This is a genomic window from Staphylococcus sp. McC-251-APC-3A2 (assembly GCF_009695665.1).
Taxonomy (GTDB): domain Bacteria; phylum Bacillota; class Bacilli; order Staphylococcales; family Staphylococcaceae; genus Staphylococcus; species Staphylococcus cohnii.
In genome coordinates, this window is sequence record NZ_VUNO01000001.1 from 928,059 (window position 1) to 943,334 (window position 15,276).

15 protein-coding genes and 1 riboswitch are annotated in these 15,276 nt (G+C 33.2%); of the genes, 1 reads left to right on the forward strand and 14 read right to left on the reverse strand.

From position 1 onward, the window contains the following. Nucleotides 1–2 precede the first annotated feature (2 nt). The 9 genes from FYJ81_RS04450 to sufC form a co-directional block, all read right to left on the reverse strand. Nucleotides 3–827, reverse strand: coding sequence for a sulfite exporter TauE/SafE family protein (locus FYJ81_RS04450; protein WP_107504620.1), 825 nt, complete (start codon nt 825–827; stop codon nt 3–5). 12 nt (nt 828–839) lie between these two features. Next, nucleotides 840–1,688 carry a DUF72 domain-containing protein gene (locus FYJ81_RS04455; protein ID WP_107504621.1) on the reverse strand — a complete coding sequence of 283 codons (849 nt, stop codon included), beginning with the start codon at nt 1,686–1,688 and terminating at the stop codon, nt 840–842. 189 nt (nt 1,689–1,877) lie between these two features. Further along, nucleotides 1,878–2,945, reverse strand: a complete 1,068-nt coding sequence (locus FYJ81_RS04460; protein WP_154409352.1) for an NAD(P)H-dependent flavin oxidoreductase — start codon at nt 2,943–2,945, stop codon at nt 1,878–1,880. Nucleotides 2,946–2,998: 53 nt separating this feature from the next. Then, nucleotides 2,999–4,018, reverse strand: a complete 1,020-nt coding sequence (locus FYJ81_RS04465; protein WP_154409353.1) for a hemolysin family protein — start codon at nt 4,016–4,018, stop codon at nt 2,999–3,001. A gap of 241 nt (nt 4,019–4,259) precedes the next feature. Continuing rightward, nucleotides 4,260–5,657, reverse strand: coding sequence for a Fe-S cluster assembly protein SufB (gene sufB / locus FYJ81_RS04470; RefSeq protein WP_154409354.1), 1,398 nt, complete (start codon nt 5,655–5,657; stop codon nt 4,260–4,262). Nucleotides 5,658–5,795: 138 nt separating this feature from the next. Then, on the reverse strand, nt 5,796–6,245 hold the full coding sequence (sufU, locus tag FYJ81_RS04475) for a Fe-S cluster assembly sulfur transfer protein SufU (RefSeq protein ID WP_107384290.1): 450 nt from the start codon (nt 6,243–6,245) through the stop codon (nt 5,796–5,798). Further along, entirely contained in the window at nt 6,235–7,473 is a 1,239-nt protein-coding gene (locus tag FYJ81_RS04480; RefSeq protein WP_154409402.1) for a cysteine desulfurase, read from the reverse strand. The genes sufU and FYJ81_RS04480 overlap by 11 nt, the downstream gene beginning before the upstream one ends. 171 nt (nt 7,474–7,644) lie before the next feature. Continuing rightward, nucleotides 7,645–8,952, reverse strand: coding sequence for a Fe-S cluster assembly protein SufD (gene sufD / locus FYJ81_RS04485; RefSeq protein ID WP_107384292.1), 1,308 nt, complete (start codon nt 8,950–8,952; stop codon nt 7,645–7,647). Between the two features lie 100 nt (nt 8,953–9,052). After that, a complete protein-coding gene (gene sufC / locus FYJ81_RS04490; RefSeq protein WP_019469764.1) occupies nt 9,053–9,814 on the reverse strand; it encodes a Fe-S cluster assembly ATPase SufC in 762 nt (253 codons plus the stop codon). A 366-nt stretch (nt 9,815–10,180) separates the two neighbouring features. Between sufC and FYJ81_RS04495 the strand changes: the two genes are divergently transcribed. Further along, nucleotides 10,181–11,032, forward strand: a complete 852-nt coding sequence (locus FYJ81_RS04495; protein ID WP_154409355.1) for a DUF368 domain-containing protein — start codon at nt 10,181–10,183, stop codon at nt 11,030–11,032. Nucleotides 11,033–11,769: 737 nt separating this feature from the next. Here the strand turns inward: FYJ81_RS04495 and FYJ81_RS04500 are convergent. The 5 genes from FYJ81_RS04500 to FYJ81_RS04520 form a co-directional block, all read right to left on the reverse strand. Beyond that, nucleotides 11,770–12,585 carry a MetQ/NlpA family ABC transporter substrate-binding protein gene (locus tag FYJ81_RS04500; RefSeq protein WP_107384294.1) on the reverse strand — a complete coding sequence of 272 codons (816 nt, stop codon included), beginning with the start codon at nt 12,583–12,585 and terminating at the stop codon, nt 11,770–11,772. 18 nt (nt 12,586–12,603) lie between these two features. Next, nucleotides 12,604–13,299 carry a methionine ABC transporter permease gene (locus tag FYJ81_RS04505; RefSeq protein ID WP_107384295.1) on the reverse strand — a complete coding sequence of 232 codons (696 nt, stop codon included), beginning with the start codon at nt 13,297–13,299 and terminating at the stop codon, nt 12,604–12,606. Next, nucleotides 13,292–14,317 (reverse strand): methionine ABC transporter ATP-binding protein, encoded by a 1,026-nt coding sequence (locus FYJ81_RS04510; protein WP_107384296.1) that lies wholly within the window; start codon nt 14,315–14,317, stop codon nt 13,292–13,294. Before FYJ81_RS04510 ends, FYJ81_RS04505 begins: the two co-directional genes overlap by 8 nt. 81 nt (nt 14,318–14,398) lie before the next feature. Continuing rightward, a riboswitch (SAM riboswitch) is annotated at nt 14,399–14,504 on the reverse strand. A 53-nt stretch (nt 14,505–14,557) separates the two neighbouring features. Further along, the gene (locus FYJ81_RS04515; protein WP_154409356.1) at nt 14,558–14,857 is read right to left on the reverse strand and encodes a thioredoxin family protein; all 300 of its coding nucleotides are present in this window, start codon (nt 14,855–14,857) and stop codon (nt 14,558–14,560) included. Next, entirely contained in the window at nt 14,854–15,246 is a 393-nt protein-coding gene (locus tag FYJ81_RS04520; RefSeq protein WP_019469770.1) for a toprim domain-containing protein, read from the reverse strand. The genes FYJ81_RS04515 and FYJ81_RS04520 overlap by 4 nt, the downstream gene beginning before the upstream one ends. Nucleotides 15,247–15,276 lie beyond the last annotated feature (30 nt).

A 15,276-nucleotide genomic window follows, 5' to 3' on the forward strand; every position in this document is an offset into this window, starting at 1 on the left:
GTTTATAAAAATGACTTAATGATTAAATATAGTCCCATTATAAGCATAACTGTTCTCAATAACATAACGACAGTATTTGATTGTATGGATTGATTTACTTTCACGCCTATTTTAGCACCCAAATAGCTAGAGATGATTAATACAATAGAATAAACCCAAGCCACATGTCCTTGGGCAATATGCCCAACAGAACTCATTACGCTAGAAAAGAATATCATCATCATGCTTGTACCGACAGCAACATGTGGTGGAAATCTGAAAACAATTAACATTAAAGGTGTCATTAATGCGCCACCACCAATACCAAATAATCCTGTCAAAACACCTATAAATAACGTTGATATAAATGCTACAACTGGCGGAACACTATAATGATGTGTCTTTCCATAACCATCTACATATGTACGTGCATACTTTGGCTTATTAAACATTTTCATCGGTTTAATATTATTTCTTATCATGAGCAAAATTGCTACAAATATCAAAAAGATACCAAAATATAAATTAAAAGAGTCTAAAGTTAAAAAACGACTTAAAATAGACCCAACCAAAGAACCTGGTAACAATCCAAATAAAAAGATAGAACCATTTTTCACATCAACTTGTTTTGTTTTCAAATAACCTAATGTTGATGATAATCCTGTCACGATTAATATCAGTGAAGATGTCCCTATGGCAATTTGAGGTGTAATTCCATTTAGTAAATCGTTTTCTACACCTAAATAAACTAAAGTCGGAACGATAATAATGCCGCCACCAATGCCTACAAGAGAACCTAAAACAGCTGATAAACCACCAATTAAAATCAAAATAATTATTGTTAACATATACGATCGCTCCTAAAATAATTTTAATTGTTGTGGTGCTAAGCCTTCATAATCAATGCCTAGTAATGTTTGATATGTCTTAGCATTTTGTGCAGCATGACCACCTGAGTTATTATTAAAAACTACATAAATATTTTTAGCTTTTTGTTCTAATAGCTTCACTTTTTGTGCTAAATCTTGAAGTTCTTGTTTATTATAATCGTACAAGTACCTTACATCTCTCCATGCTTCATCCGTCATATCTTTTTTCGTCCATCCATGTTCATTTCTGCCATGATAACGCACAAATGCTGTCTCGTTTGTAATACGATTGACTAAGGGTATGGAACCTTGTCCAACTTGTGGTTCATCACATACTGCGTGTATCATGTCATATTCAGTTAAAAAAGCTAATGTTTCTTCTTTAAATTGATCATTAAACCAGGATTGATGTCTAAATTCTATACAAACAGGAAATGCTTTCAACTGTTCTCGTACATATCGAATATATCTGATGTTCTGTACTGTGCAATCAAACCAAGGCGGAAATTGTACTAATACCATCGCTAACTTTTGTTCAGATTGTAATGGCGTTAACATCGCTTTAAACTGATCAAAAAGTATTTGTCTTGATTCTGCAAAATCATGATAATCTGCATGAAGTGTTAACGCCTGATGAATTTTAACTATAAATTGGAATCTCTCAGGCGTCTCTCTTATCCATTTTCTAATATTTCTTTCAGGTTGTATCGCATAATAAGATGCATCTAATTCTACGATGGGAAAGTGACTTGCATATGTAATTAACTTATCTGATTTACGCTGTAAATCTTCGTACAAAGTATCATGGTCTCCCCAACCTGTTAATCCAATATTTATCATAGTATCACCAGTTACATGATACCATAGATGATTTATGAGATTCACTAGATTAAATTATATTCTTCAATTGTTTCAACGGTTAAGGTTAGGATAAAACAACGATGACTGTAGTAGATACACGAAACATAAAACAAAAAAAGTTGCTATCATTTTAAAAATAGCAACTTTTCTTAAAACAACTTAAGTTCATTACTCGTTAAGTATGCGTTTAGTTTCTTGTATGATACCAGCTATCAATTCAGAAGCTGAACTAGGTTGTGATAACCTAGGACTTTGTCCACTCCATAGATGTGTCCATTGCTCATTACCTAAGTCAGCAGCAGTTTTACGAATACTTTTTGTCAATTGGTTTTGTATAGGATAATCTGGAATGTCATCATCATATCCTTCCATCTTGTGTATAAATTCATTATCGATACCTCTAGCTGGTTTACCTGTAAAAGCTTTTGTGATGACAGTATCTGTTTCTTTACTTTGTTGTATTGCATTTTTATATAAAGCTGAAGCACCACTTTCTTCTGAAGTTAAAAATGCTGTTCCCATTTGTACAGCTTCGGCACCTAACACCATACTTGCAACAACGCCACGTCCATCCATAATGCCACCTGCTGCTATCACTGGAATAGATACATTATCTACGACTTGTGGTACCAGTGACATGGTACCAATCAATGGTGTGTGATCATCTGAAGTTACAGTGAAAGAACCTCTATGTCCACCTGCTTCACTACCTTGAGCGATGACTGCATCCATACCAGCACTTTCATTAGCTTTCGCTTCTTCAACTGATGTTGCTGTTCCTATCACAGTAATCTGACGTGCTTTCAATTTTTTGATAATATTTTGATTTGGTATTCCAAAAGTAAATGAAACTACAGGAACCCCTTTTTCGATTACCATATCTATGGATTCATTAAATTGCTGTTCCTCACTAACATCAATAACAGGTTCCTCTAAACTCAAAGCTTTTCTATAGGGTTTTAACCATGCATTCATGTGTTCTACACTTTCTGGAATATATAATTGTTCACTTGGAACAAATAAGTTAACTGCAAAAGGCAAATCAGTTAATTCTTGAACATATGTTATTTCTGAATCTAACTTCTCTGAATTAAAATACCCTGCCCCAATTGTACCAAGTCCTCCACTATTACTCACAGATGCTACTAATTCAGGCGTTGTACTACCTGCCATACCTGCCTGAATAATAGGAAGTTTGATATTCAACATTTTGGTCACTTTTGATGAAAAGTGCATGCAAAACACTCCTTTAATTAAAAACAATAACTTAAATATTGTGACTATAGTTTTTATTTTTTATTATAAGCTTGCATTTGCGCGTCTAATTTCTCTTGCTCTTGTTCGTCCATCTCATCTTCAATTTCCATACCTAGCATTTCTTCAATTAAATCCTCATGAGAAACAATGGCATCTGTCCCACCAAATTCATCTAATACAATCGCTAAATGTTTACGTGACACAGTCATTTTTCTCAGTGCCCATTCTGCTCTATTATGCTCATTCACAAATAAAGGTTCTGAAGTATATTGTAAAATATTGTTTGACTTTTCTTTACTCCATGCTAGCAAATATTTTGAATGGAAGATGCCTATAATATGGTCGATATCACCATCATAAACTGGATAACGTGTATACGGATTCGTCACTACCGTATCGTACGCATCTTCGTAAGATATATCAGCCGGAAATGCAGTCACATTAATCCTTGGTGTTGTATCGATATTTGTAATTTTTAATTGTTCAAAATCCATAACACCTTGAATTCGATTTCGTTCCATTTCATTGAATGCACCCTCACTACCTGCAATCGTAACCATCTGTCTAATCTCTTCTTTTGATAATCGTTGTTGATCTTCTTGCACTTTAGAAAGTAAATTATTGATCATATCTGTTAACCAGTTTAACAATTTCGTAATTGGTTTAAATATTGTGACGAAAAATGAAATCGGTGTATAAACCAATCTAGACATACGATCTGGATAAGTTGCAGCAACAGATTTTGGAATTACTTCAGAAATGATGATAATAGCAACCGTTGTAATTGCAGTAGCTACACCAACGTTCATTCCAATATCCACTGCTAATACTGTCACTAATGTAGGCAAAATAATATTCGCAATATTATTTCCAATTAAAATTGTAGTAATAAATTCACTGGGTTTTGTAAGTAGCTTTGATAATTTAGCAGACTTTTTATCTCCATTTTCAGCTTCAGTTTGTATTTTCATCCTATTTGCAGCAGTTAAAGCTGTTTCACTACCAGAAAAGAAGAATGAAGCAAATAAAAGTATGATTATAGCTATAATCATATCAGCATAACTCCTTTTTATATTCTATAAAATTTTAAACGATATGTATCAATTCCCTTGTTTTACAATACATAAACGCATTTCCAATTATTAAAACAGCGTTTTCAAAACAACTATAATAAAAAAACACGAAGTGATACATATTTGAATGCCCATATATATAAGGGAATCAAAATCGCATCACTCGTGTTTTTAAAATTTAATCACTTACTGTAAAACTAAACTATTTATCATAAATACTTTAGCCGATTGAACCTTCCATTTCAAATTTGATAAGACGATTCATTTCAACAGCATATTCCATTGGAAGCTCTTTAGTAAATGGTTCAATGAAGCCCATAACAATCATTTCTGTAGCTTCTTCTTCTGAAATACCACGACTCATTAAATAGAATAATTGCTCTTCAGAAACTTTTGATACTTTTGCTTCATGTTCTAATGAAATATTATCATTAAATACTTCATTATATGGAATTGTATCTGAAGTAGATTCGTTATCTAAAATTAACGTATCACATTCAATGTTAGAACGTGCACCTTTAGCTTTGCGGCCAAAGTGTACGATACCACGATAAATAACTTTACCGCCATCTTTAGAAATAGATTTAGATACTATTGTAGATGAAGTGTTAGGTGCTTTATGAATCATTTTTGCACCAGCATCTTGAACTTGCCCTTTACCAGCGAATGCAATTGATAGCGTACTACCTTTAGCGCCTTCACCCATAAGCACACAGTTGGGATATTTCATCGTTAATTTAGAACCTAAGTTACCGTCAACCCATTCCATATTACCATTCTCATGCACTAATGTACGTTTTGTAACTAAGTTATAAACGTTATTAGCCCAGTTTTGAATTGTAGTATAACGCACATGGGCATCTTTGTGGACGATAATTTCAACTACAGCTGAGTGTAGTGAACTTGTTGTATAAACCGGTGCAGTACAACCTTCTACATAGTTAACTGAAGCACCTTCATCTGCAATGATTAGTGTACGTTCAAATTGTCCCATGTTTTCAGAGTTAATACGGAAATACGCTTGTAAAGGCGTATCTAGTTTAATATTTTTTGGTATATAAATGAACGATCCACCAGACCAAACAGCTGAATTAAGTGCTGAGAATTTGTTATCTCCAGCTGGTACAACTGTTGAGAAATATTGTCTAAATAATTCTTCGTTTTCTTTTAATGCAGTGTCTGTATCTTTAAAGACAATACCTTTATCTTCAAGTTCTTTTTCCATATTGTGATAAACAACTTCTGATTCATATTGTGCTGAAACACCAGCAAGGTATTTTTGTTCTGCTTCAGGAATACCTAATTTATCAAATGTACGTTTGATTTCTTCTGGCACTTCATCCCATGAACGTTCAGTTTGTTCAGATGGCTTAACATAATAAGTGATATCATCAAAATTCAATTCTGATAAATCGCCACCCCATTGAGGCATTGGCATTTTGTAGAATTGTTTTAATGCTTTCAATCTATAATTAAGCATCCATTCTGGTTCTTCTTTCATTTTTGAAATTTCACGGACGATATTTTCTGTTAAACCGCGTTCTGATCTAAAAATGGAAACATCTTCATCATGGAAACCATATTGGTAATTGCCCACATCAGGTGCTTTTTTAGCCATTTAAATCACTCCTTTTATATATTAAAACGACTCGCGTCAAGACAACTTCATTTGTAGTTACATCGTAATTACATCCTAATCTTGATGTTATGTCTAGTGTGAATGGAAATTTACACAATGTCAACGTATCAACATGGATTAGTCTTCTGTATTTCCTTCTTTTTCAACTGTGCCTTTTTCTAAAGCTTTCCAAGCCAAAGTAGCACATTTAATTCTAGCTGGGAATTGAGAAACACCTTGTAGTGCTTCTATATCTCCCATTGCTTCACTGATTTCATAATCTTCACCAAGCATCATTTTTGTGAATTCTTGACTCATTTGCATTGCTTCAGCTAAAGAGTGACCTTTTACTGCCTCTGTCATCATAGAAGCACTTGACATTGAAATTGAACAACCTTCTCCATCAAATTTAGCATCTTTGATAAAACCATCTTCAATATCAAACGTAAGATGGATGCGATCCCCACAAGTTGGATTATTCATATCTACTGTCATTGCACCAGTATCTAGACTCCCTTTATTTCTAGGGTTTTTATAATGATCCATAATGACTGAACGATACAACTGGTTTAAATTATTAAAATTCATATGAGAAAAACTCCTTCGTTTGATTCAAGGATTCTACTAACTGATCAATATCTTCTTTAGTATTATAAATATAGAAACTTGCACGTGCAGTTGACGATTGATTCAACCATTTCATCAACGGTTGTGCACAGTGATGCCCTGCTCTAACAGCAACGCCTTCTGTATCAACTGCAGTCGCTACATCATGTGCATGAACATCAGTCATATTGAAAGTTATAACACCAGCACGTCTGTCTTTTGGTGGACCATATATTTCAATACCTTCAATTTCAGACATCTTATCGTAAGCATACGTCGTCAATTCATGTTCATGTGCTTGTATCGCATCAAAACCTAGATTTTCAATATAGCGAATTGCTTCAGCTAAACCAATCGCTTGCGCAATTAATGGCGTACCAGCTTCAAATTTCGTAGGTAAATCTGCCCAAGAAGCATCATATTTTTCAACGAAATCAATCATGTCTCCACCAAATTCGACCGGTTCCATTTCGTCAAGTAAGGCGCGTTTACCATAAAGTACACCGATACCAGTAGGTCCTAACATTTTATGACCACTAAAACTATAAAAATCAACATCTAATGATTGCATGTCTAAATCCATGTGTGGCGCTGCTTGTGCACCGTCCACACTCACGATAGCACCATGTTCATGCGCAATGTCTGTGATAGCCTTAATGTCATTAATTGTACCTAGTACATTTGAAACGTGCGTGATAGCTACAATTTTTGTATTATCATTAATTGTCGCTTTTATATTTTCAATTGTAAGTTCACCTTCATCTGTCATTGGAATGAACTTTAAAGATGCATTCTTGCGTTTCGCTAATTGTTGCCAAGGCACTATATTAGCATGATGTTCCATTTCAGTGACTACAATCTCATCACCTTCAGAAATATTCGCATCTCCATAACTATGTGCTACAACATTAATGGAAGCTGTCGTTCCACGTGTGAAGATAATTTCTTCAAAATATTTTGCATTAATGAAACGTCTGACTGTTTCACGTGCGCTTTCATAACCATCAGTTGCTAATGATCCAAGTGTGTGTACACCACGATGTACATTAGAGTTATAACGTTTATAATAATCAGCTATAACATCAATGACTTGTGTTGGTGTTTGACTAGTAGCAGTTGTATCTAAATAAGCAAGGCGATTATTGTTAACTTTTTGGTTAAGAATTGGAAAGTCTTTTAATATTTCGTTAACATTTAGTGATTGGGTCAAATTATCCACAGACCTTTCTTAATTTAAAAAATCAATAAAGAAACCGTAGCAATTTAAGAAATACAACAAACTAACGTATATTAATTCATTTAATCTGAGCATTTTATAATAATGTTCAATCACATTCTCTTAATATTATTTTGCTGCGGATTCAATTGTATTTATTATTTATTATTTATTAACTTTTAATTCGATTACTTCACGTAATTTACGTTGAACATCTTCAATTGGCAATTCACGTACAACTGGATCTAAGAAACCATGAATAACGAGACGTTCAGCTTCATGACGAGAAATACCACGGCTCATTAAATAATATAATTGTTCAGGGTCAACACGGCCAACGGATGCAGCATGTCCAGCCTCTACATCATCTTCATCGATAAGTAAGATAGGGTTCGCGTCACCGCGCGCTTTTTCAGATAACATAAGAACACGAGATTCTTGGTTCGCAATAGATTTCGTACCACCATGTTTAATATAGCCAATACCATTAAATACTGTTTGCGCGCCTTCTAGCATTACACCGTGTTTTAAGATGTAGCCATTTGTTTCTTTACCATATTGCACAATTTTAGAAGTTAAATTAATTTTCTGACTACCAGTACCTACAACCACTGATTTGAGTTCACTTTCAGAACGGTCACCAATTAAATTAGTTGTATTATCAATGATTTGACTACCTTCGTTCATTAAACCTAACGCCCAATTTATAGTAGCATCTGATTCAGTAACACCGCGGCGAATAATATGGCCAGTGAAACCTTTATCTAAATAATCTACTGAACCGTATGTGATTTTTGAATTAGCACCAGCACTTACTTCTGAAACAATGTTAAGTTGGTTACCTTCTCCACTTGCGATTGATAAATAGTTTTCAACATAAGTTACTTCAGCACTTTCTTCAGTTGCAATAATGACATGGTTGTAGAAACTTGCATTTTCATCATCGTGTAATACTACATATTGGATTGGATGCTCAACCACTACATTTTTGGGAACATATACAAATACGCCACCATTTAGCAATGCAGTATGTAGTGCTGTCAATCTATGTTCATCAACTGTAACAGTTTCATTCATGAAATATTTTTTTACTAAATCAGGATGGTTAATCAAAGCTTCTGCTAAGCCTTCAACGACAACACCATCATTTTGAGCTGAATCAGAAACTTTTGTGAATGCTAATGTATTATTATGTTGGATAACCAAATTCTCAGTGTTTTCAACATCAATAATCTCTCTAACTTCACTTGGTAATTCTTCTAATGATTCATAAACGTTACCCTTTGTTTCATGTTGTTTAAATGAATCAAAGTCCCATCTCGTGATTTTTGTTTTATCTGGTTTTGGCATTTCTAAAGTTTCAGTTAATTGCAACGCTTCTTTACGTAATTCAGTTAACCAAGAAGGTTCATTATGGGCTTGTGAATATTCAACAAGTTGTGCTTCAGAAATGTTCAAAGTTTCAGTCGTCATACTTTTTTCCTCCCATTTGATGATTGTATGATTTAACTCATCGGTATAAATCAAAACCTAAATCTTCATCTATAATATTATTTTTCATATGAATTAAGACTTATTCTGCAGCATTAAACTCTTCTTTAACCCATTCATAACCTTCTTCTTCAAGACGTTTCGCTAATTCAGGTCCTCCTGAAGTAACAATTTTACCACCATACATAACGTGTACATGATCAGGTGTAATATAATTCAATAGTCGTTGATAGTGCGTAATGATTAATGAACCAAACGTTTCTCCACGCATTTGATTGATACCTTTTGAAACTACTTTTAATGCGTCAATATCAAGTCCTGAGTCAATTTCATCTAAAATAGCAAATTTAGGTTCTAGCATCATTAACTGAAGAATTTCATTACGTTTTTTCTCCCCACCTGAAAATCCTTCATTTAAATAACGTTGTGCCATATCTTGATCAATATCTAAAAAGTCCATTTCTTTGTCTAACTTTTTAATGAATTGCATTAAATTAATTTCTTCGCCTTCTTCACGTTTCGCGTTTATCGCAGAACGCATAAAGTCTGCATTCGTTACACCAGTGATTTCTGATGGATATTGCATAGCTAAGAATAATCCAGCTTTGGCACGATCATCAACATCTAGTTCTAAAATGTTAACGCCGTCTAATAGTACTTCACCTTGTGTTACTTCATAGCTTGGGTGTCCCATGATTGCAGATGATAATGTTGATTTACCTGTACCATTAGGCCCCATTACTGCATGTATTTCTCCTGTATTAATTGTTAAATTAACACCTTTAAGAATCTCTTTATCTTCAATAGACACATGTAGGTCTTTAATTTCTAATGTTGATGGCATACATATTCCCTCCGTATTATATGATATGTTTTTCCTATCTAGTTTATAATAATTTTAATCTACAGTCAAAAGACTGAGCCCTTGTTACACCTTCTAATTATAACGCAGTTGTGTTGGAATATAAACCTTTTCAAGTGCTAAATTAAAATTGTTATCAAAATACAATGATTTTTGATAGTACGTTAATCATTTCTTTAACTGATAATATAAGATATGATGTTCTCAACTCAATTATTCCTATAACTATCTATTATAAGCAAAGTATATTCTATAATCATTCACTCATTTTAACTTTTGTTTTTAATATAGTTCTAAGAAAAATTGTGCTATCATTTTCAATATATTTTAGATAGAAAGGATTTTGGTATGTCAAAAATTAAGTGGTCAAATCTATGGAAAGGATTTGCAATGGGTACTTCCGATTTAGTACCTGGTGTAAGCGGAGGTACTATCGCTTTGCTTCTAGGTATTTATGATGATTTTATACGGTCTATTAGCGGAATATTTTCAAAGAAGTTTTGGGAAAGCTTAAAATTCCTGATTCCTATTGGAATAGGGATGATAATTGCTATTGGCTTATTGAGCAAAGTAATTAATTATCTTTTAAGTGAACACACCGTACCAACCATGTTTCTATTTGTTGGACTAATAGCAGGCATCATACCCTATTTATTAAATACAGCAAGAGTTAAACAAACATTTCAAACTTCTCATTATTTACTCGTTTTACTTGGTATTATAATCATTGTAGTGATCACCTTGTTAAATAATGGTGATAAACATGCAGGAGAAACACTTGAATTATCAACTGCTCTTATTATTAAATATTTTATTGCAGGTGTTTGTGCTTCTAGTGCAATGTTACTACCAGGCATTTCAGGATCCTTTATGTTATTAGTATTTGGTGTATATGGTACTGTAATGTTTTCAATTTCAGAATTTATGTCTTTAAATTTTAAAGCTGTACCAATCTTAATGGTCGTAGGTATTGGGATTATTTGCGGATTCTTATTTTCTAGTAAATTGATTCAATACCTTTTAAACCATTACACTTACTTAACCTATGCACTTATCATTGGTTTTGTTGTAGGATCGCTGTATGCAGTATTTCCTGGTCTGCCAAATGATGTTTTCACTTGGATTATTTCTATTATTACAGTAATTTTAGGCTACTTTATTAGCTACAAACTAGGACATATTACAAGCGATGATTTTTAATTTTTCTATGTATAAACCATATTAAAATAGGATTGTGTATTTATCGGAAGCTTACATAAGCATTTTGACAACGCAATCACTATATAATATTTGATTTCTGCCCTTATCAAAAACATAAAGCCCGGAATGGTAATGATTCGTTGCTATAACTAACTAAGTAGTTTAGTAACAAATCCATACCACATCCGGGCTATTTTACATTCATGCTTATACATCAATAGCGAAATGATATATGATGAATGCCTATATATAATGACGCAGCCTATATTCTGAAATAAGGTGCGCCCAATTTTAAGTTCTCCCTATCACAGTTTGAATGATATTGTGGTATTGAAAAACACCATCAACATTTTCGTGCTTTAAAGCAATTCACTCAAACATAATTTAATTTTACGCCATAAAACTGTGAAATTCAAATATGTAATTTTTCTATTTAAAATCATCTTGTAAGCAAAGTAAATAAATATAACTTCATCTCAAAAAGCAATGATCAATCCTTTAGATTATTAAGCTCATCGAGCAACACCTCACTACACAATTGCATAATACACTTGTTGATGAGGATATTATGAACAAATTTGTGCAAGTGCAACCGAGTTAATATATCCTAAAGCATTCGTATTTTTATATGTCTTATTCCACACACCGCTACTTTTTTATGCCCTTTTTCTAAAATTAATCAAACAAAAACAACCCTTCAACTATTAAAGTTAAAGGGTTTGTTAATATTTTCGCTATTATTTAGCTGGTACTACTGCACCGTCATATTTTTTATTGATGTAATCTTTAATTTCTTTAGACTGTAATGCATCCATTAATGCTTTGATTTTTTCATCGTCTTTATGACCTTCTTTGACACCAATCAAGTTAGCGTATGGATTGTCTTTTGCTTTTTCTAAAACAATTGAATCGTTTTTAGGACTTAATTTTTGATCAATTGCAAAGTTAGAATTAATGATTACTGCGTCAGCATCTTCTTTTTGATAAATCTTAGGTAGATATTCTGCTGATTGTTTATTGTTAAATTTGATATCTTTTTTATTTTCTACGATATCATCAAATTTAGCGTCTTCAGTTTTAACACCTTTTTTAATTTTGATTAATCCTGCATCAGAGAAGAATTTTAAGAAACGACCTTCTTCTGCAGGGTTATTTGAAACATAAACAGTAGCTCCTTTTGGTAAGTCTTTTAAACTTTTATATTTCTTTGAATAAACAGCCATAGGCTCTAAATGTACGTTCCCTGCTGATTCAATTTTATAATTTTTGTCTTTCTTTTCAGTATTTAGATATGGTGTATGTTGGAAGAAGTTAGCATCTAACTCACCTTTATCTAATAATTTATTTGGTGTCGTATAATCGTTAATCGTTTTAATTTTTAAGTCATAGCCTTTATCTTTTAAAATTGGTTTTGCTTTTTCTAAGATTTCAGCATGTGGGGCTGGAGAGGCACCAACTGTAATTGTCTTATCTTTACCTCCACCGCCATTACCACAAGCAGCTAATATTAATGCTAAAGCTATTATTGAAGCTAAACTAAATATTTTTTTCATATAATTGTCCCCTTTAACTTAACGTTTATCTATTTTATTTGTAACTTGGTCTCCAATGAATTGGATGATAAAAACAATAATTAAGATTAAAATTGTAGAAACGAATATGACATCGTTTTGGTTTCGTGTGAAGCCAGTTAAGTATGCTAAGTTACCTAAACCGCCGGCTCCAATTACACCAGCTACTGCAGTAGATCCTACTAAAGCAATTGCTGTTACAGTTATTCCAGATATTAACGCTGGCATTGCTTCAGGTAACAACACTTTTTTAACTACTGTCCATGTTGTAGCTCCCATTGACCAAGCAGCTTCAATAACACCCTTGTCAATTTCTTTAAAAGCGATTTCCACTAATCTTGCGTAGAATGGTGCTGCACTGATGATAAGTGCTGGCAAAGCACCTGTTGGACCACTAATCGTTCCAAGTACTAAACTCGTAAATGGTATGAGTAGTAAAATTAAAATAATAAATGGTATTGCTCTGAATAAATTCACTACAAATGATACAACGCTGTAAAACACTCTAGCCACAGGCGATTGACTTTTAGCAGATAAAAATAAAAGCACACCAAGTATCAAACCAAAAACAAAAGCAAATATTGTAGATATCACTGTCATATAAATTGTTTCATATGTAGCTAACCAAACCTCGTCCCAACTTACATTAGGCATCGTTAGCATTTCCTGTAGAATCTCGCTGAATGAACTACCCATGCTTTAACACCTCCACAGAAACATGTTGTGCACCTAAATCATTTTTGAACTTTTCGAATTTTTCAGAATTTACATCTAATAAATGCAATACTAAAAAGCCCAGTGCACCATCTTTAGTATGTTTAATATTTGCTTCAAGAATATTGACATCAATATTATGTGTCTTTGTTATGTATGACACTAACGGTTCAGTTGTATTGTTTCCTGTAAAATTCAAACGTACGACATACGCACTTTCATCTAAATCGATCAATTCAGAAATGGATTCGTCAAATTCATCATTTAAATCTTCTTTGACAAAGCGTTTTGTTACTTCGTGTTGAGGATTTTCAAAAACAGTTGACACATTTCCTTGTTCAATAACACGACCATTTTCCATTACTGCCACTTCATCACAAATGCGTCTGATGACTTGCATTTCATGTGTGATAATAACGATCGTTAAATTTCTTTCTTCTTTAATTTTTAATAATAATTCTAAAATTTCATCTGTTGTTTGAGGGTCTAATGCACTTGTCGCTTCATCACAAAGCAAGACATTAGGCTCATTTGCTAACGCACGTGCAATACCCACACGCTGTTTTTGTCCACCTGATAATTCTGATGGATAGGCATTTTCTCTACCTTTTAGTCCTACCAATTCCACTAATTCCATCGCTCGTTTTTTTGCTTCACTGCGTGATACACCAGCAATTTCTAATGGAAAAGTAATATTATTCAAAACATTACGTGACCACAATAGATTAAAATGTTGAAAAATCATGCTCACTTTTTGACGTTTTTTTCTCAATTCTGATTTCGATAATTTCCCTATGGTATCTCCATCAATGATGACGTCTCCTGAAGTTGGTTGTTCAAGATGATTTAAAAGTCTTATCAAAGTACTTTTACCTGCGCCTGAAAAACCAACCACACCAAAAATCGAGCCTGATTGAATGCTTAAATCAACATGATCTACTGCTAACACATCGTGTTTTTTCGTTTTATATCTCTTAACGATTTGATTTAATTCAATCATTGCCGTTTCCTCCTTGTATTGCTCATTCAATTAAAAAATGCTCTCTCTTTTCACCGAAGAATAGAGAAAGCATACCCGCTTCTCTCATCTTCTAAAGTTTATCTACTTTATGTGAATTGGCACCATTTCTATTAAAGACGGTTGCCGGGCTTCATAGGGCACATCCCTCCACCTCTCGTGATAAGAGTTCATTATTTAATTATCCATAATCCTACCATTGTACTAAAGATTCGTCAATAATTATTTTAAATTTTCTAACAAATAAGGCACTGATTGAAATGCATAAATTCTTTTTTGTTCTTCTCCTTTGGACATAAGCATAAGTATCGGTACTGATTGTATCTCATGTTGTTGGCTAAAATCAGGATGGAAATTTAAATCTATTTTAGTGATTGGTAATTTTAAAATTTCATTCGCAATATCTAACATTCGTTCCGATACTTTACATGTACCACAGGTTGGTGTATAACCAAAAATTAGATATTTTTCTTTATCTACGTGTTCTAAAACATTAACACGCGTTTCACTCTGTACATTCATGTTAATAAACTGACCCTTTCAGCAATATAATCTAACTTTGCTTTTGCTACTTTTTCTTCATCTTTCACTAAAAATCCATGTTTTGCTAATACTTTTGACAAATAGGCTTTAGGGCATCTCGCTACTTCACCATATTGTTTGTCTATGTGAATGTGTTTACTTTCACTTAAATATTTTTTAAACCATTTACGTATCTTTTCACCCTCATCATCTGCATCTGCAAGTACATAAACTTGCTTGTCGTATAATGATTCAATCATTTCATCTAACTTATCAATCCCCATAGTACCGTTAGTACAAATGATTTCAATAGGTTGGTCAATCACCTGCTTCACCCGTTTCTTGTCTGTTTTCCCTTCGACAATGATAACTTGGTTTAATATCGCCATGACATTCACCTCTAAATGTGATAGTAAATT